Below are 19,469 nucleotides of genomic sequence, written 5' to 3'. Positions count from 1 at the left end.
CTGCGCTCACTCCAGCTCGGACAGGAGGGACTCCAGCTCTTCCTCGCTCATGTTCTCGGTGCGGCTGCTGATGATGGCCACGGCCATGCCCGCGATGGTGGGGGTCTCGAAGAGGGTGCCCAGGCGCAGCTCCACCTGGAACACCTGCCGGACGCGCGCCACGACCTGCGCTCCCACCAGCGAGTGTCCACCCAGCTCGAAGAAGTCGTCGTGGATGCCGGGCTCCGCGACGCCGAGCAGCTCCGCCCAGATGGCGGCGATCCCCTGCTCGACGGAGTCCCGGGGCGCCACGTACGGAGTCCGCACGCCGCGCCGGTAGTGCGTGGCTCCGGTGCTCGTGGCCGGCGCCACGCTGGTCCGCTCGCGCCGCAGCCACATCGCATGCCGCGCGGAGAGGTCCGTGGTGGACACCACCCAGCGGCCCTCGGCTCGCGCGGACAACAGCCGCAGCAGGGCGTCCGAGCCCTCGGCGAGCGTCATGTCCGACGCGGTGGGCGTTTCACCGTCCTGATACCAGCCGTCCCAGTCCACGCTGAGCCACTGCGTCCCGCCGGCCCGGGCGCGCTCGCACGCCAGCGTGTCCATGAAGGCATTGGCCGCCGCATAGGCACTGAACCCCGGGCCGCCCAGCACGGTGGACAGCGAGGACTGCAACACCACGAAGTCCGGCGGCGGCCCGCCGGCCAGCGCGGCCGAGAGCCACCGGGTGCCATGCACCTTGGCGGAGAGCTGCTCCTCGCTCCGCTCGCGCTCCAGGTCCACCAGTGGCACCGACGTCCGTGCGCCGATCCTGCCCGCCGAGTGCACCACGCCGTGCAGGGCTCCGAAGCGCGCACGCGTGCGGGCAATCACGGACTCCAGCTCCGCCCGCCGGGACACGTCCGCCGACAGCACCCACACCTGCGCGCCGCGGGCCTCCATCGCCCGCAGGCGATGAATCTTCCGCGACACATCATCCTCCTCGCCGTGCACGCGCAGCCACGCGTCCCATTCCTCGGGCGCGGGGAAGGTTGCGCGGCCTACCAGCACCAGCCGCGCTCGCACCGTCGCCGCAAGGTGTTCCGCCACCCCCATGCCGATCCGCCCCAGGCCGCCGGTCAGCAGGTACACGCCCGCTTCGCGCAGCGGCGCTGCGTCCGCGCCCGCGGGGGGGAGCCGCGTTGCCTCGAAGTGCTCGGCGTAGCGGCGCGAGCCGCGCCAGGCCACCACGGGCTCCGCCGCGTCCAGCCGCACCTCCGCCACCAGCCGCTCCAGCAGGCCCGCCTGCTTCGCCGCGTCACCGGGCAGGCGCACGTCGATGCAGCGCGCGCGCAGCCACGCGTGCTCTTGCGGAACCACCTTGCACGGTCCCACCACGAGCGCGCGGGCGGGCACCAGCGGTTCGTCACCCATCACCTCCAGCGCGCCGCTCACCAGCACCGCGACGTCCACTGGCCCTTGCTCCGGCCGGGCCTGGAGCGCCCGAAGCAGGGCGACGAGGCCGTGGTAGCCCCGCTCCAGCTCCGTGGCGAGCGCCGTGTCCTCGTCTCCACCGGCGGCGGGGCCCAGGCCCCAGGCGTGCACCACGCATCGGGGCGTGCTCACGGCTTCCAGCAGCGCGTGGTAGTGCGCGGGTTCGCCAGGCGAAAGCTCGAAGGTGCGCGCGTCCCGCTGAGAGAAGCCGGACGCTGGCACCACCCGCACCACCTCTGCCCCCCCCGACTCCAACCGTGCCGCCAGCTCAGCGCCGAAGCCGGTGGCATCGACGAAGGCCAGTACGCGCTCGCCACGTGCAGCAGCCGCCGGGGCGGGCGGCGGCGTGGGCCTCCAGGCCGGCTGATAGAACCACTCCGCGGCGTCATCCCGCTTGCGCGGCGGCGTCCTGGGATCCGCGGCCGCGGGCGGTGCCGCCACGGCATCCAGCCAGTAGTCCTCGCGCTGGAAGGGATAGGGAGGCAGCTCGACGCGGCGGTGCTCGCCTGGACCCTGGAGGCGCTCCACGTCCAGCTCCGCGCCCGCGAGCCACAGCCGCCCCGCGGCCTCCAGGAGCACGGCGGCATCAGGACGCGGATCCTGTGGCCGACGCATGGAGGCGACAATCGTACGCCCCGCGGCGTTCGTGGCCTGTCGCGCCAACATCGTCAGCGCCTGCCCCGGCCCCACCTCCAGCAACAGCCGGTCCGGCTCCTCGAGCAGTGTCGCCACCCCCTCCGAGAAACGCACCGGCCGCCGCACATGCTCCGCCCACGCGCGCGGATCCGTCGCCTCCGCGTCGGTGAGCCAGGTGCCGGTGAGATTGGAGATGCAGGGGATGGCCGGAGCCGACAGGCGCACGCGGCGTGCCGCCTCTTCCAGGGGCCGCAGCATCGGCTCCAACATCGCGGAGTGGCCGGCATAGATGCTGTGCAAGAGACGGCACTCCACGCCGCGCGCCGCCAGCTCCGTTTGAAGTGCCTGCACGGCGTCGGGCGGTCCCGAGACGACGCACAGCGAGGGCGCGTTGACCGCGGCGATCCCCACCGGCCTTCCCGTCAGCAGCTGGCGCACCTGCGCTTCGGGGAGCGACACGGACAGCATGGAGCCCTCGGGCAACTGCTCGAAGAGCCGGGCGCGCAGCGCGAGCAGCGCCGTGGCGTCCTCCAGCGAGAAGATGCCCGCCACGCACGCCGCCGCGTACATGCCGACGCTGTGGCCAATGAGCGCCTGGGGTCGCACGCCCAGCTCCATCCACCAGCGCGCCAGCGCGTATCCGATGGTGAAGAGCGCCGGGTGGCCGAACGTCGCCTGCTCCAGCTTCCGCGAGTCCTCCGTGTGCTTCGACGTGGCAGGGAAGAGGATGCGCCGCAAGTCAACGCCGCCCAGGTGCGGTGCGAAGCGTTCGCAGCACGCGTCCACGTGCTCGCGGAAGCGAGGCTCCGCCGCGTACAGGCCCCGGCCCATGTCCACATGGTGCGAACCCTGCCCGGGGAAGAGGAACGCCACCGAGCAGCGCCCGTCCCCAGCGACCTCCGTGAGCACCCGTGCGTCGCGTGCCGCCAGGGACTCCCGGGCTTCGCGAGTGTCCTGGCACACCAGCACGCGCCGGTGCTCGAAGCGACGGCGCCCCACCATCAGCGTGTGCGCGACGTCCCCCAGTGCCAGCTCCGGATGCCTTTCCAGGTGCGCGGCCAGCCGGTCCGTCGCCTCCTCCAGCGCGGGCGCGGTCCGGGCGGACAGGGCCAAAAGCTGCCAGGTGCGCGGCGCGAGCATGCGCGGTGCAGGCACGGGAGCTTCTTCCAGCACCACATGCACGTTGGTGCCCCCCATGCCAAAGGAGCTCACTCCGGCGCGCCGCGACTTCGCGTCGGGCCACGGCCGCGACGCGGTGTTGACGGCGAAGGGGCCTTCGTCGAAGGGGACTCGCGGATTGGGGTGCTCGAAGTGCAGGCTGGGGGGAAGCCGCCGGTGCTCCAGGGCCAGCGCCGTCTTGATGAGGCCCACTACTCCGGCCGCCGCGTCCATGTGGCCCAGGTTGCTCTTCACCGAGCCCAGGGCGATGGAGCCCCGAGGCAATCCCTGGAACACCTGGTTGAGCGCGGCGAGCTCGATGGGGTCTCCTAGCGCGGTGGCCGTCCCATGGGCCTCCACGTACTGGATGGAACCGGGCTCCACGCACGCCACCGCGAGCGCTTCGGAGATGACCTGGGACTGTCCGTCCACGCTGGGCGCGGTGAAGCCCACCTTGGCCGCGCCATCGTTGTTGAGGGCCGACCCTCGGATGACGGCGTGAATGCGGTCTCCCGCCTCCAGCGCGTCCGACAGCCGCTTGAGCGCCACCACCGCGACGCCCGAGCCGCCAAGGGTGCCTGCCCCCCGAGCATCGAAGGGCCGGCAGCGTCCGTCCGGGGAGAGGATGCCTCCGTCCCGGTAGAGGTAGCCGGCGCGCTGGGGCAGCGTCAGCGCGACGCCGCCCGCGAGCGCCAGGTCCGACTCGCCAGACAGCAGGCTCTGGCAGGCCAGGTGCACCGCCACCAGCGACGTGGAGCAGGCCGTTTGAACGGTGAGGCTCGGGCCCCGCAGGTCCAGCCGGTGGGACACCCGCGTGGCGAGGAAGTCCTTCTCGTTGGCCACCATCAGCGAGGACAGGCCCTGCGAGGCCACCAGGTCCGGCCGGCTCAGCAGGTTCGCGATGAGGTAGGTGCTCCGTCCCCCGCCCGCGAAGACGGACGTGGCGCCTCGCCCGCGCGCGTCCCCATGGCCGGAGCGCTCCAGTGCCTCCCACGCGCACTCCAGGAAGAGGCGGTGCTGGGGATCCAGCAGCTCCGCCTCCCGGGGGCTGTAGCCGAAGAAGGCCGCGTCGAAGGCAGCCACCCCGTCCAGGACGAAGCCCTCGCGCACATAGCCCGGCTGTTCGCGCACGGCGCGCGGTACTCCGGCCGCCTCCAGCTCCGCATCGGAGAAGGACGTGCGTGGCTCCACGCCGTCATCGAGCAACCGCCAGAAGGATTCCGGATCGCGAGCGCCCGGGACGCGCAGCGCCATGCCGATGATGGCGATGGCCTCGGATGGGGACAAAGGGGTCGAGTCCATCACGCGCTTCCCTTCTTGCGGCGGCTCAGCCGCTGCTCCCGCTGTTGATCCATGCGCTCCTTGCGGCTCTCTCCGCGCTCCTGGCTGGACTCCAGGCGCGAACCTCCACCGACCTGGGCCAGGTGTTCGGCCAGCGCCGCGATGGTGGGGTACTGAAACAGCACGGGCAGGGAGACCCGCAGTCCCAGCGCGGTCTGGAGTCGCTCCTGCACGCGGATGATGAGCAACGAGTTGCCGCCCACGTCGAAGAAGCGCTCGTGGCGTCCCACGCGCTTGAGGCCCAGCAACTCGCTCCAGAGGGCAGCCAGCGTGCGCTCCAGTTCACCCTGCGGCTCCACGTAGCCCTGTCCGCCGCCGACATGGGACTCGTCGGGAACGGGCAGCGCGCGCGTGTCCACCTTGCCGCTGGCGGTGAGGGGCAGCGCGTCCAGGAACACGAACGCCGCCGGCACCATGTACTCCGGGACACGCGCTCGCAGGAACGCGCGGAGCGCCGCCGGGTCGTGTCTGGGTTCGCGCGAGACGACGTAGGAGACGAGGCGGAGGGAGGAGGGAGAGTCCTCGCGAAGGAGGGTGAAGGCGTCGAGGAGGGAGGGGTGGTCGCGGAGGACGGCGGAGACTTCGGAGGGTTCGATGCGGAAGCCGCGCAGCTTCAGCTGGGAGTCGATGCGGCCGAGGAACTCGATGCGGCCGGAGGGCAGCCAGCGGACGCGGTCGCCGGTGCGGTAGAGGCGGTCACCGGGAAGGTGGGAGAACGGATGGGGGATGAAGTTCTCCGCGGTGAGCGAGGGGTGGTGGAGGTAGCCGCGAGCGAGGCCCGGGCCGGAGACGAAGAGCTCACCAGGGAGGCCGACGGGGACCGGCCGCAGGAGGGAGTCGAGGACGAAGAGGCGGACGTTAGGGAAGGGGACGCCGATGGTGGGGTGGGAGGGCAGCAGCCGCGACTCGATGGAGGCGCAGACGGTGACTTCGGTGGGGCCGTAGGCGTTGAGCAGCAGGCGGAGGGGGTGGGCCCAGCGAGAGGCGACGGAGGGCGGGAGGGCCTCACCTGCGGAGATGACGGTGCGAAGGGAGTCGAGGCCCGAGGGGTCGAGCTGAGCGAGGACGGAGGGAGTGAGGGTGACGGCGGAGATGGAGCGGGAGCGAAGCAGGGAGTGGAGAGGAGGCCCCGGGAGGAGGAGCTCGCGCGGAGCGAGGTGGAGGCAGGCGCCCGCGAGGAGGGAGGAGAAGACTTCGCAGACGCAGGCATCGAAGCCGATGGAGGCGAACTGGAGGACGTGGGAGGAGGAGTCGAAGCGGTGCTCGCGAACGGCGGCGAGGGCGGTGTTGGCGAGGCCGCGATGGGTGAGGAGGGTGCCCTTGGGCCTGCCGGTGGAGCCGGAGGTGTAGATGACGTAGGCGAGGGAGTCAGGCAGCGCGCGAGGGGGAGGCGGCTGGGTGGAGCGAGAGGCCACCTGGTTCCAATCCGAGTCCACGCACACCAGCACCCCGCCGTGCGAGGGCAGCACGGACTTCAAGCGCTCCTGGGTGAGGACCACCGGGGCACCGGAGTCGGCGAGCATGAAGGCGAGGCGGTCCGATGGGAGGCTCGGATCCAGGGGGACCCACGCGCCGCCGGCCTTGAGGACGGCGAGCATGGAGACGACGAGGTCGAAGGAGTGCTCGAGGCAGAGCGCGACGCGGGTCTCGGGGCCGACGCCGAAGGAGCGCAGGTACCAGGCGAGCTGATTGGCGCGGGCGTCGAGCTGCTGGAAGCAGAGCGTGTCGTCGCCAGCGGCGAGCGCGGGAGCATCCGGAGTGCGGGCCGCCTGGGCCTCGAAGAGCTGGTGGACGAGCAGGTCCCGGGGGAAGGCCACATCGCTGGCGTTCCACTCCACCAGCACCTGATGACGCTCTCCCTCCTTTAGGAGCGACAGCGAAGCGAGCGCGCGAGTCGGCGCCGCGATGACTTCGGCGAGCAGCGCGGACAGGTGGTCCGCCATGCGCGCCACCGTGGGCGCATCATAGAGGTCGGTGTTGTATTCGAACGACGCGCGGAGTCCTTCGCTGGTGTCGGTGAAGGAGAGGGTCAGGTCGAACTTGGAGCCCTGTCCGTCCAGGGACAGCGGGCGTGTGGTGATGCCGGGCAGGGCGTGCTCGACGTGCAGGTCCTGCTGGTACGCCACCATCACCTGGAAGAGGGGTGAGCGGCTCAGGTCGCGCTCGGGCTGAAGCGCCTCCACCAGCTTCTCGAAGGGGACGTCCTGATGCGCGATCGCACCCAGGGTGGATTCACGCGCCTGGGCGAGCAGCTCGCGGAAGCTGATGCGTGGCTCGAACCGGGCGCGCAGCACCAGCGTGTTGACGAAGAATCCGACGAGTCCCTCCATCCCGGCATGCGTGCGGCCGGAGACGGGAGCGCCCACGGTGAAGTCGTCCTGGCCCGAGTAGTGGTGCAACAGCGCCTGGGTTGCAGCCAGCAGCGTCATGAAGGGCGTGACACCCTCGGAGCGGTGGAACGCACGCAGCGCTTCGGAGAGCGGGCGCGGCAGGACCCGGGTGAGGAGCGCGCCATTGAACGTCTGCAGCGCCGGGCGAGGCCGGTCCGTGGGCAGCCGCAGCGCATGCGGCGCACCCTCGAGCTGTTGGCGCCACCAACCGAGCTGCGCATCAAGCACATCGCCCTGGAGCCAGGAGCGCTGCCATACGGCGTAGTCCGCGTATTGCACAGCCAGCGGCGGCAGGGGTGAGGACTCATCGCGGAGGAAGGCGTCGTAGAGCGAGGCGAGCTCGCGCAGGACCACCTCCGAGGAGCCGCCGTCGGAGATGATGTGATGCATCACCACCGCCAGCACATGGTGAGCCTCATCGAGGCGTACCACGGTGATGCGCAGCAGCGGCCCATGCGCGAGGTCGAAGGGCCGCCTGGCCTCGTCGCTGGCGATGCGGAGCGCTTCCGGATCGCGCTGCTCGGCAGGCAGCTCGCGCAGGTCCACCAGCGTGAGTGGAGAGGTGTGCACCGGGTGGATGAGCTGCACCGGGCCCTCGGCGCCATCCTGGAACGTCGTCCGGAACGATTCGTGACGTTGGATCAGGGCATCGAAGGCGGACTGAAGCGCAGGGAGGTGGAGAGGACCGAGGAGGCGGAGCGCGGAGGGGACATTGTAGAAGGCGCTGAGGGGCTGCCAGCGGTCGAGGAACCAGAGGCGCTGCTGGGCGAAGGAGAGAGGGAGAGGAGCGCCGTCGCGGTGGACGGGGCGAAGAGGGGGCGCGGTGGAGGAGAAGGAGGAGTCGCGAAGGGAGTCGAGGCGGTGGGAGAGGAGTGCGGGAGAGGAGGCGTCGAAGAGGGCGCGAAGGGGCAACTCAAGGCCAAGGACTTCGCGCACGTGGGCGACGAGCCGGGTGGCGAGGAGGGAGTGGCCGCCGAGGGCGAAGAAGTCGTCGTGGATGCCGACGCGCGGGATGCGAAGCAGGCGAGCGAAGAGGCCGCAGAGGAGGGCTTCGGTGCGGGTGCGAGGAGGAACGAAGGAGGAGGCGCGCGAGGCGTCGGCTTCGGGAGGAGGGAGGGCCTTGCGGTCCACCTTGCCGTTGGAAGAGAGGGGCAGAGCGTCGAGCAGCACGAAGGCGGAGGGCACCATGTACTCGGGAAGCCTCTGGCGCAGCTGGACCTTGAGAGCCTCGACTTCGAGCAAGGCATGCGCCTTGGGCGTGACGTAGGCGACGAGGCGAGAGTCGCCAGGAGAGTCGCTGCGGACGAGGACGACGACGTCGCGCACGGCGTGCAGGCGGCGGAGTGAGGCTTCGATTTCACCCAACTCGATGCGGAAGCCGCGCAGCTTCACCTGGAAGTCGATGCGGCCGAGGAAGTCGAGGGAGCCGTCGTGAAGCCAGCGGACACGGTCGCCCGTGCGGTAGAGGCGAGCCCCGGGAGAGGAGGAGAAGGGGTCCGGGATGAAGGACGAGGCGGAGCGAGAGGGGTCGAAGAGGTAGCCGCGGCCGACGCCGGTGCCCGCGACGAAGAGCTCGCCGGGAATGCCGACGGGGCAGGGGCGCAGGAGGGAGTCGAGGACGTAGAGGCGGGTGTTGCAGACGGGGCGGCCAATGGGGACGACGGAGGAGGGGGGAGGCGAAGAGAGGAGGGCGTGGGTGACGTCGTCAGAGCACTCGGTGGGGCCGTAGGCGTTGACGAGGGGAATGGAGGGCCAGGCGAGAAGCCAGCGGCGAGCGGTTTCGGCGGGGAGCGCCTCACCTGTGGGGAGCATGAAACGCAGGTGGGAGAGGGGAGGGCGCGAAGGCTGGTGAGAGTCGGCCTCGTCGAGCAAGGCACTCAGCAGGGAGGGGACGGACTCGACAATGGAGACAGCGTGGGCCTCGAGTGAGTGGAGGAGTGCGGAAGGCGAGTGGGCGACGTCGTCACCCAGCACGAGCGTCTGGCCGCCGACGAGCAGGGCGACGAAGGACTGCCAGACGGAGATGTCGAAGCACTGGGAGGCCGTCTGGGCGACGACGTCCTTGGGGCCGAGTCCGAGGGCGAGCACCTTGGCATGCAGGTGGTTGAGCATGCCGCGCTGCTCGACCATGGCGCCCTTGGGGGTGCCGGTGGAGCCGGAGGTGAAGATGACGTAGGCGAGGTGGGAGGGGGAGGAGCGCGAAGCGAGCCGGGAGGAAGGGACGTCCGAGCGCAGAGAGGCTTCCAGCGAAAGGACGCGAGGGCGGGAGGACTCGGGCAGCAGCGCGAGGGCGGACTCCAGCAGAGGGGTGAGGGCGTCCGCGACGAAGAGGAAGGGAGCGCGGCTGAGGGAGAGAATCTGGGCGAGGCGCTGGGGCGGGTGGAGTGGGTCGAGGGGCAGCCAGGCCGCGCCGGCCTTGAGGACGCCAAGGGTGGAAGTGAGGAAGTCGCAGCCGCGAGGGGCCAGCAAGGCGACGAGGGAGTCGGGCTGGAGGCCGGAGGCGACGAGGAGGTGGGCGAGGCGGTTGGAGCGGGCGTCGAGGGCGCGGTAGGTGAGAGAGGACGAAGCGTCGCGGACGGCGAGCGCGTCGGGAGCGCGGTCTGCCTGGGCCTCGAAGAGGTGGTGGAAGCAGACGTCGAGAGGCACGTCGACGTCGGTGCGATTGAAGTCGAGGAGCACCTGACGCTGCTCGGCCTCGGGCATCAGGGGCAGTGAGGCCAGGGACGACTCGGGGCGAGCGACGACGGCCTCCAGCACGGTGCGCAGGTGCTGGGTGAGCCGCGCGATGGTCGCCTCCTCGAACAGGTCGGTGCTGTACTCGAAGCGGCCGCGCAGGCCGTCGTCGGACGCGGTCAGCACCAGCTCCAGGTCGAACTTGGAGGTGCCGTGATCTACGTCCAACCTGTGCAGCTCCAGGGCTGCGTGAGCGGTATCCGGGAGGCGGGTGTTCTGGAACGTGAACATCACCTGGAACAGGGGAGAGCGGCTCAGGTCGCGCCGGGGCTGCAGCTCTTCCACCAGCTTTTCGAACGGCACGTCCTGGTGCGCGTAGGCCCCAAGCGCGGCTGTCCGCACACGCGCGAGCAGCTCCCGGAAGGAGAGCGCGTGATCCAGTCGCGTGCGCAGCACGAGTGTATTGGCGAAGAAGCCAATCAACCCCTCCAGCTCGACGCGGCCGCGATTGGCGACGGGCATGCCGACGCAGAGGTCGTCCTGTCCCGAGTACCGGTGCAACACCACCTCGAACGCGGCCAGCAGCACCATGAACGGGGTGACGCCTTCCCGGCGGCTCAGTGCCTCGACCGCGTCGGACAGCTCGCGCGGGAGGTGGACGAACCCGCTCGCGCCCCGGAGAGACTGGACCGCGGGGCGAGGCTTGTCGGTGGGCAGCTCCAGGACGCGCGGCGCGTCCCCCAACTGCTCACGCCAGTACGCCAGCTGCGTCTCCAGCACCTCGTCCCTCAGCAACCGCCGCTGCCACGCGGCGTGGTCCGCGACCTGGATGGTCAGGTCGGAGAGTGGCGAGGGCTGGCCCCGGGTGAATGCCGCGTAGAGGGCCATCAGGTCCTCGACGAGCACGTTCATGGACCAGCCATCGGAGACGATGTGATGCATCGTCAGCAGCAGCACATGCTCGCGCTCGGACAGGCGCAGCACCGTGACGCGAAGCAGGGGGCCTCGCGTCAGGTCGAAGGGCCGGCGTGCCTCCACGCCGGCCCGGTGCTGGACCTCTGCCTCGCGCTCCGCATGGGAGCGAACCGGCACATCGATGACCGTGAACTCAGGCTCCAGTGCGTCAGCGATGCGCTGCTCGGGCCCGTTCAGTCCCTCGTGGAAGGTGGTGCGCAGAGCCTCGTGGCGATGAGCGAGGGCGCGGAAGCCGCGGCGCAGGGACACCACGTCCAGGGCTCCGCTGACGCGCACGGCGGCCGGCACGTTGTACGCGACGCTGGCCGGCTCCAACTGCTCCAGCAACCACAGGCGCTGCTGCGCGAAGGACAGTGCAAGGGGCCCGTTGCGCTCCACGGGGGCGAGCGGAGGCGACTGCCGCCCCTGCCGTGTCGCGCGCAGGGCCTCGACCTTCTCCGCGAGCGCCGCGAGGGTTGGGTGTTCGAAGAGGCTGCTCAGGGGCAGGTCCACCTGGAGCGCTTCGCGGATCCGTGAGACGGCCTGGGTGGCCAGCAGCGAGTGTCCACCCAGCTCGAAGAAGTGGTCATACGCGCCCACGCGCTCCACGCGCAGGACGCGGGCCCACACGGAGGCCAGCAGCTCCTCCGTGAGGGTGCGCGGCGCGATGGTGCCGGACTCCACGGGCGCGGCCTCCGGCGCGGGCAGCGCCTTGCGGTCCACCTTGCCATTGGGCGTGAGCGGCAGCGCGGCCAGCGTGACGAAGGCGGACGGCACCATGTAGCGAGGCAGGTGGCGCTGCACCGCCTCCTTGAGGCTGGCCGCATCCGGAACCTGGCCGGGCCGGGCCACGACGTAGGCCACCAGCTGTTTCTCGCCTGGAACATCCGAGCGCGCATGGACGACGACATCGCGCACGGAGGCATGGGCGCGAAGCACCGCCTCCACCTCGCCCAGTTCGATGCGGAACCCGCGCACCTTCACCTGGTTGTCGATGCGGCCCAGGTACTCCAGGTCGCCATCCGGCAGCTGCCGGACCAGGTCCCCGGTGCGATACAGCCGCGCGCCGGGGTCGCGCGAAAACGGATGCGGGATGAACCGCTCCGCGGTGAGCTCGGGCCGGTGGAGGTACCCGCGGGCCTGTCCCGCGCCTCCCAGGTGCAGCTCGCCGGGGACGCCCAGGGGGACGGGGCGGCCGCGCGCATCCAGCACCCAGGCGGCGGTGCCGGGCAACGGGCGCCCGATGGTGGGCTCGGCTCGCGCGTCGCGGGGGACGCGGGTGAACGTGGAGTAGGTGGTGTCCTCCGTGGGGCCGTACAGGTTGTACACGTGGTCCACGTGCCCCGTGCGGTACAGGTCCGACACCAGCGCGCCCGGGAGCGCTTCACCCGCCAGGTTCACCGTGCGCAGGGACACGGGCAGTGCTCCGGCCCGCACCAGCTCCGTCATGGCCGACGGCACCGTGTTGACGAGCGTCACCTCACCCGCCGCGGCGAGCCCCGCCAACGCCAGCGCATTGTCCGCGAGGATGACGGTGCCTCCCCGCGCGAGCGGCGCGAACATCTCGAAGACGGACAGATCGAAGCAGAAGGACGTCGCGGCCAGCACTCCTGACAGCTGCTCGCGCGAGAACACCGACAGCGCCCAGCGCAGGAACGCCACCGCGCTCCGGTGCTCCAGCGCCACGCCCTTGGGGCGGCCCGTGGAGCCGGACGTGTAGAGGACGTAGGCCAGCGAGTCCGGCCCGGTGCTCGCGCGAGCCAGCGGTGCGAGCGACGCGGGGACCTCTGCTCCCACCTCCAACCGGATGACCCGCGCCCCAGGAGCGGGCAGCCTCCCCTCCAGTTTCGCCGAGGTGATCAGCACCGGCGCATGCGAGTCCTCCATCATGAAGGCCAGCCGCTCGGCGGGATAGGCGGGATCCAGCGGGACGTACGCGCCGCCCGCGCGCATCACGCCCAGCAGGGCGATGACGAGCTCGGGGGTGCGCTCCAGGCACACGGCGACGCGCGTCTCCGGCCCCACGCCCAGCTCGCGCAGCGTGTGCGCCAGTTGGCGCGTACGGGCCTCCAACTCGCCGTAGGTGAGCCGCCGCGCCTCGTGCACCAGCGCCACCGCCCCCGGCGTGCGCGCGGCCTGCTCCTCCACCAGGTGGTGGACGCACGTCTCTCCTGACGGCTCTGCGCGTGCTCCGCTCCACGCGCGCAGCTGTTGCCACTCGCGCTCGGGCAGCAGCTCCGCGCGGTCGTAACGGGCCTGGGGCGCCTTCGCCATGGCGCCCAGCACGCTCAGGTAGTGCGCCTTGATGGACTCCACCTGCTCCGCGCCCAGTCCGTTGCAGTCCAGGGCGATGTGCAGCTCGGTGCTGGCGGTGTTGACGTTGAAGTAGGCCGTCCAGGCGAAGTACGTCTGGTCGGTGGCCATCATGTCCAGGACCTCCAGCCCGCGCAGCTCGCGCAGCCGGTCCAGGATGTGGAACTGGGTGAAGTTGAAGGCCGTGTCGAAGAGAGGCTGACCGCCTCCAAAGGACTTCTGCAGCTCCGCCAGCGGGAAGCGCCGGTGCGGCAGCCGGGCGCGCTCCGCCTCGAAGGCATCGCGCGTCAGGTCCAGCCAGGACCCTCCCGCCAGGTCCATGCACAGCGGCAGGGTGTTGAGGAAGATGCCGAGCACCTGATCGCCGCCGGGCACCTCCGGGCGCCCATTGGCGATGATGCCCGTCACCACTTCATCCTTCCCGGTCAGCAGCGCCACGACGCGCGCATGCGCGGCGACGAGCACGCTCTTGAGCGGGAGCGTCGTCTCGGTGGTGATCTGCTTGAGGCCGGTGAACACCTCGCCGGCCACGGGGAAGATGATCCTCAGGTGCTGTCCGGTCGGCGCACCCTCGGCCAGGGGCCAGGGCATGAGCGGAGCACGCTCCAGCCGCGAGAGCTCCCGTGCCCAGAAGGCCCTCGACGCCTCGGAGGCCAGCGCCGCGCGCTCCAGTGCGATGAAGTCCCGGTAGGTGGTGGCGGGCGGAGGCTCCACGGGCGTCGGACCGTCCAGCGATGCCACGTAGAGCCGCAGCAGCTCCGACCACAGCGAGGCCACGCTCCAGCCGTCCAGGAAGGGCTCGGAGAGGGTGATGCGGAATTCGTCGTCCGTGAGGCGATGGACGTGGAGCCGGATGAGCGGCGGCGCGCGCCAGTTGAAGCCCTCACGGCGCTCGGCCTGGCTCCAGGCCTTGAAGTCCTGCCGCTGCTCCTTCTCCGCGCGGTCCCGCCAGTCGAACACCGTCAGCGGCGCCCGCGCCTGCGCGTACACCAGCTGCAACGGCTCACTGAACGAGACGTCGAAGGCCGAGCGCAGCATGGGGTGACGCCGCGCCAGTTGTTCAAGGGCCCGGCGCAACGCGTCCTCGTCGAAGCGCACCCGGACGTGGAAGCTGGTGAGGTAGACCTCGTAGCCCTGGCGCAGCTCCGCGTGGAAGACGAAGCCGGCTTGCAACCGCGACAGCGGATAGGCGTCCACCAGGCCCGCGGGCAGCGCCGCGCGGTCGGCCTCGGGCACCAGCGAGAAGGGCTCGGTGCGCACGGCCGTCTCACCCGAGCGGCGCAGCGCCTGGGCCAGCGCGCCCACCGTCTGGTGGTCGAACATCTCCGCCACGCTGAGCGTGAGCCCGCGCTCGCGCGCCCGCGCCACCACGCGCAGGCTGCGGATGGAGTCGCCTCCCAGCTCGAAGAAGTTGTCGTCCACGCCTACCTGATCCACGCCCAGCGCCTCGCTCCACACCTGGCAGAGCAGCCGCTCCAGGTCGTTGGTGGGCGCCACATAGCCCTCGCTCAGCGACGGTCGCAGGCGCTCCGGGGCGGGCAGCGCCCGGCGGTTCACCTTGCCGTTGGCGGTGAGCGGGAGCGCGTCCATGAAGACGAAGGCAGCGGGCACCATGTGCTCGGGCAGTCGCTCGCGCAGGAAGGCCCGCAGCTCGCCCACGGTGGGGGCCTGCGCGTCCGGGCGCGCCACCACGTAGGCCACCAGCTGCTTCTCGCCGGTCGCGTCCTCGCGCGGCACCACCACCACTTCGCGCAGCGCGGGATGCCGGGCGATGGCGCTCTCCATCTCACCCAGCTCGATGCGGAAGCCGCGCACCTTCACCTGATCATCCAGGCGGCCCAGGTATTCCACGTCGCCATCCGGCAGCCGCCTGGCCAGGTCTCCACTGCGATAGAGGCGGGCACCTGCCCCGGGACGGAAGGGGTCCTCCAGGAAGCGCTGCGCGTTGAGCTCGGGCCGCTGCAGGTAGCCGCGCGCGACGCCCGCGCCGCCCACGTACAACTCTCCGGGCACGCCCACCGGCACCGGCTGCTGGTGCTTGTCCAACAGCAGCAGCGACAGGTCCTGGATGGGCGCGCCGATGACGCTGCCGGGCGCCTCGTCCACGTCGCGCGCGCGCAGCGGACGGTAGGTGACGTGCACCGTCGTCTCGGTGATGCCGTACATGTTGATCAGCCGGGGCCGTGCGTCCCCGTGGCGCTCGAACCAGGGGCGCAGGCTGCCCAGTGGCAGGGCCTCGCCGCCGAAGATGACGTGGCGCAGGGCCAGGGAATCGGCTGGCGCGTTCAGGTCCTCCTGGATGAGCGCCCGGAAGGCGGACGGCGTCTGGTTGAGGACCGTCACCTGCTCGGCGCGCAGCAGCGCGTGGAAGGCCTCCGGGGAACGGCTCACCCGGTACGGCACCACCACCAGCCGGCCTCCGTACAGCAACGCGCCCCAGAGCTCCCACACAGAGAAGTCAAAGGCGATGGAGTGGAACAGGGTCCAGACGTCGGAGCCGTCGAAACGGAAGTCATCCCAGGTGGCATCGAAGAGCCGGGTGACGTTGTCGTGCGTCACCTGAACGCCCTTGGGGCGGCCCGTGGAGCCCGACGTGTAGATGATGTACGCAAGCAGGTCGCCCGACACCGCGACCTCCGGACGCGACCGTGGCTCTGCATCCAGGCCCGCGGGCTCCTCGTCCAGCGCCACCACGCGAACCGCCACGTCACCCAGCGAGCCCGACAGACGGCGCTGCGTGAGCAGCACGCGGGCCTGGCTGTCCTCCAGCATGAAGCGGGCCCGCTCGGCGGGGTAGGCCGTGTCGATGGGCACGTACGCCGCCCCTGCCTTCAGGATGCCGAGCACGGCCACGACCATGTCCAGCGAGCGCTCCAGGTACAGCCCCACCAGGTCTCCCGGCACCACGCCCTGGCGCACGAGGTGATGGGCCACCTGGTTGGCGCGGGCATCCAGCTCCGCGTAGGTCCACGAGCGCTCCGCGTGCGTCACCGCCACGGCGTCGGGCCGCTCCGCCGCGCGCGCCTCGAACCGCTGATGAAGGCAGGCTTCGCCTCGGGGCTCGACCCGGAGAGCGCGCGGAGGAAGGGTGAGCGCCCCGCGCTCCTCCGAGGACAGCAGGGGCAGCCGGGAGATGGGCCGCGAGGGATCCTCCGCGATGCCCTCCAGCAGCCGCTCCAGGTGCCCTGCCAACCGGACCACGGTGCCCGCGTCCAGCAGGTCCCTGTTGTAGCGAAGCGAACCCGCGAGCGTGCCCTCCACTTCGGCGAAGGTCAGCGTGAGGTCGAAGGGGGCCACGTGCCGCGCGAGCGCGAGCGACTCCACCTCCATCCCACCCAACCGCATCCGCAGGCCGCTCTCGTCGAGTGCGAAGCCGCTCACGGACTCCTGACCGGGCAGCGATGCGCGCTGCAATACCAGCTCCACCTGCGCGAGCGGCGGCCGGCTCGGGTCGCGCCGCACGCGCAGCCGGTCCACCAGCGTGGTGAAGGGCAGCTCCTGGTGCGCCAGCGCGTCCACCACCACGCTTCGGGCACGCTCCAGCAGCTCCAGGAAGGACGGCTCTCCGCTAAGGTCTCCGCGCAGCACCACCTGGTTGACCAGGTAGCCCACCACGTTCGCCAGCTGCGGCCGGGGGCGGCCATTGACGGGAGAGCCGACCCACACGTCCTCCTGCCCGGTGTAGCGGTGCAGGAGCGTCTGGAACGAGGCGAGCAGCAACGTGAAGAGCGTGACGCCGCGCTCGCGGGCCAGCGTGGAGAGCCGCTGGGCCAGCGGCGCGGGAAGCCGGAAGGAGTGCGCCGCTCCCGCGTAGGTCTGCACGGGCGGACGCGCGCGGAAGCGGGGAAGCTCCAGCGGCGTGGGCTCACCGGCGAGCCGCTCCCGCCAATGCTCCCACAGCCGCTCCCCGTCACGCGCGAGCACTTCGCGCTGCTGGCGCTCGACGCCGGGCATGTCCATGCGCACCGGAGGCAGGGCCGCCGCCTGATGGCGGAGCTCAGCCTCGTAGAGAGCGCCCAGCTCCTGGAGCAGGACCGCCATGGACACCAGGTCCACGACGATGTGGTGCACGCCCAGCAGGAGCACGTGCTCCCCCTCCGGACGCGCCAGGACGTGCACGCGCATCAACGGCCCCGAGGCGAGGTCGAAGGGCCGGGCCGCCTCATCGCCCAGGAACTGCTCCAACCGCTCCGGGGTCCATGCGGTCGCATCCCCATGGACGAAGTGCACCGGGGCGTGGGGCAGGATGCGCTGAACGGGCTGGCCCTCCACGCGGACGAAGAGCGTGCGCAGGCTGGCGTGACGGTCCACCAGGGCCTGGAAGGACCGCTGGAGCGCGGGCACCCTCAGCGCGGAGCGGATCCGCAGGGCCTGCGTGACGTTGTACTCGGTGGTGTGCGGGGAGAGCTGGTGCTGGAACCAGAGCCCCCACTGTCCGGGCGTGAGCGGGTAGTCCCCGGGCGCCACCGTCGCGGCCTCGGCCGCGGGCGCGGGCCGCACGTCATCGAGCGCCTGCGCGAGGAAGCCCGCGAGCTCCGTCGACGTAGGGCCACTCAACACGCGCTGGAGCGGGAGCGTCACGCCCAGGTGCTGCTCGACGGCGTGGCCCAGCTCCACGGTCCCCAGCGAGTCCAGTCCCAACTGGCTCACCCGGACCGCCGGATCCACGGACGGCACCGGGGCGCGCAGGGCCCGCGCCAGCTCTCGCCGCACCCACTCGAGCAGGGCCTGCTGCCGCTCGGGGAGGGGCAGCGCCCGCAGCTCGGCCACGTCCAGCCCGGGCCCTGCGTCAGGGCTCGCGTCCTGGGCGGAAGCGGAGGCGTGCGGCAGCACGGAGCGGCCCACCACCCGCATCTGGCCCTCGCCCAGCCACTGCCGGCACGTGCTGCGCATCAGCTTGCCGCTGGACGTCTTGGGCACCGCGCCGTGGGGCACCAGCACCACGGTGTCGATCCGCAGCTCGTGCTCCTGGTCCATGGCCGCGCGCACCGCGGCGGACACCTCCTCCACGTCCACCGACTCGTCGCCCACCTCCACGACCATCACCACCCGCTCGCCCTCCGACGCGTCCTCGGAGAAGGCCGCGTTGCAGCCGGGCCGGATCGCCGGGTGGCTGCGCTCGGCCGTCAGCTCCAGGTCCTGCGGGTAGTGATTGCGTCCGCGGACGATGATCAGGTCCTTGCGGCGGCCGGTGATGAAGACCTCGCCGTCCCGCAGGAAGCCCATGTCACCCGTGCGCAGGAATGGACCCGTGCCATCCGCCAGACGGGCCCGGAAGATCTCCTCGGACAGCTCGGGGCGGTTCCAGTAGCCGGCGGCCACGCTGGGGCCGGACACCCAGAGCTCGCCCACCTCGCCGGGGGCCCGGAGCTGGCGAGTCTGTGGCTCCACCACCAGGATGTCGTGGTCGGGCAGAACCCGCCCGCTGCCCACCAGCACGCGGGCTTCCGGCGCGTCCACGCTCGTGGGCTCGGGCCGGTGGTGCTCCATGCTGGAGGCGACCACCGGGAACAGCACGGGGGGCGCGTCCGGCACGCAGGCGGTGAGGGCGAGCGTCGCCTCCGCCAGGCCATAGCCTGGAATGAAAGACTCGCGGCGGAAGCCCTGGGGCGCGAAGGTCCGCGCGAAGCGCTCCAGCGTGTCCGGGCGGATGGGCTCCGCGCCGTTCATGGCGACCCGCCACCGGCTCAGGTCGAGCCTGGCCCGCTCCTCCGGCGTCGTCTTGCGCACGCACAGGTCGAAGGCGAAGTTGGGACCGCCGGACACCTGGGCTCGCAGCCGGGACATCGCCTCCAGCCACCCCAGGGGCCTGCGGAGGAAGGACAGCGGCGGCATCAGCGTCACCGGGTTGCCCGCGTACAGCGGGTTGAGGATGCCGGCGATAAGGCCCATGTCGTGGTACGGCGGCAGCCACATCACCCACCGGTCGTCCTGTCGCACGTCCAGGCCGAGCGTGATGATCCGCATGTTCGCGACGAGGTTGCCGTGGCGGACCATCACGCCCTTGGGCATGCCGGTGGAGCCGGACGTGTACTGGAGGAACGCCAGCGACTCGGCCTGCAGCTCCGGGCGCCGCCAGCCGTCCTCCAGCCCCTCGGGCAGCGCGTCGGTGGCGATCCACTCCAGGTCCCGCAGCTCCGGCGCCAGCTCGAAGATGGACTCCGCCAGGTCCAGGATGAAGGACGTGGTGAGGACCACCGTCGCCTGGGCGTCGCGGATGATGGCGCGCAGGCGCGGCAGCGTGCGCTCCAGGCGCGTCGGATCCGGCGGATACGCGGGCACCGCCACGGCGCCGCCCAGGACGCAGCCGAAGAACCCCGCGATGTATTCTGTGCCCGGCGGGTAGAGCAGCATCACCCGCTGTCCCGCGTGGCGCTCCGCCAGCCGGACGGCGATGCGCCGAGCCCGCGTGAACAACCCCGCATGCGTCAGCACGGACTCCTCTCCCGGCGTGTCCTCCAGGAACGTGTAGACGGGGAAGTCCGCGCGCGTCTCCACCCGGAGCGCGAGGAGGTCCATCAGGGTGTCGGCCTTGGGGTGAATCACTCGGTC

Annotated in this window: 2 protein-coding genes; both read right to left on the bottom strand. The window is 71.4% G+C overall.

Going from position 1 to position 19,469, the window contains the following annotated elements:
- Positions 1-6 precede the first annotated feature (6 nt).
- Positions 7-4,548 (bottom strand): type I polyketide synthase, encoded by a 4,542-nt coding sequence (locus KYK13_RS22795; protein ID WP_223633126.1) that lies wholly within the window; start codon positions 4,546-4,548, stop codon positions 7-9.
- Positions 4,548-19,463, bottom strand: a complete 14,916-nt coding sequence (locus tag KYK13_RS22790; RefSeq protein WP_255653967.1) for a non-ribosomal peptide synthase/polyketide synthase — start codon at positions 19,461-19,463, stop codon at positions 4,548-4,550. The genes KYK13_RS22795 and KYK13_RS22790 overlap by 1 nt, the downstream gene beginning before the upstream one ends.
- Positions 19,464-19,469 lie beyond the last annotated feature (6 nt).

This window comes from Corallococcus sp. EGB, assembly GCF_019968905.1.
Lineage (GTDB): Bacteria > Myxococcota > Myxococcia > Myxococcales > Myxococcaceae > Corallococcus.
This window is presented reverse-complemented; position numbering and strand designations above follow the sequence as displayed.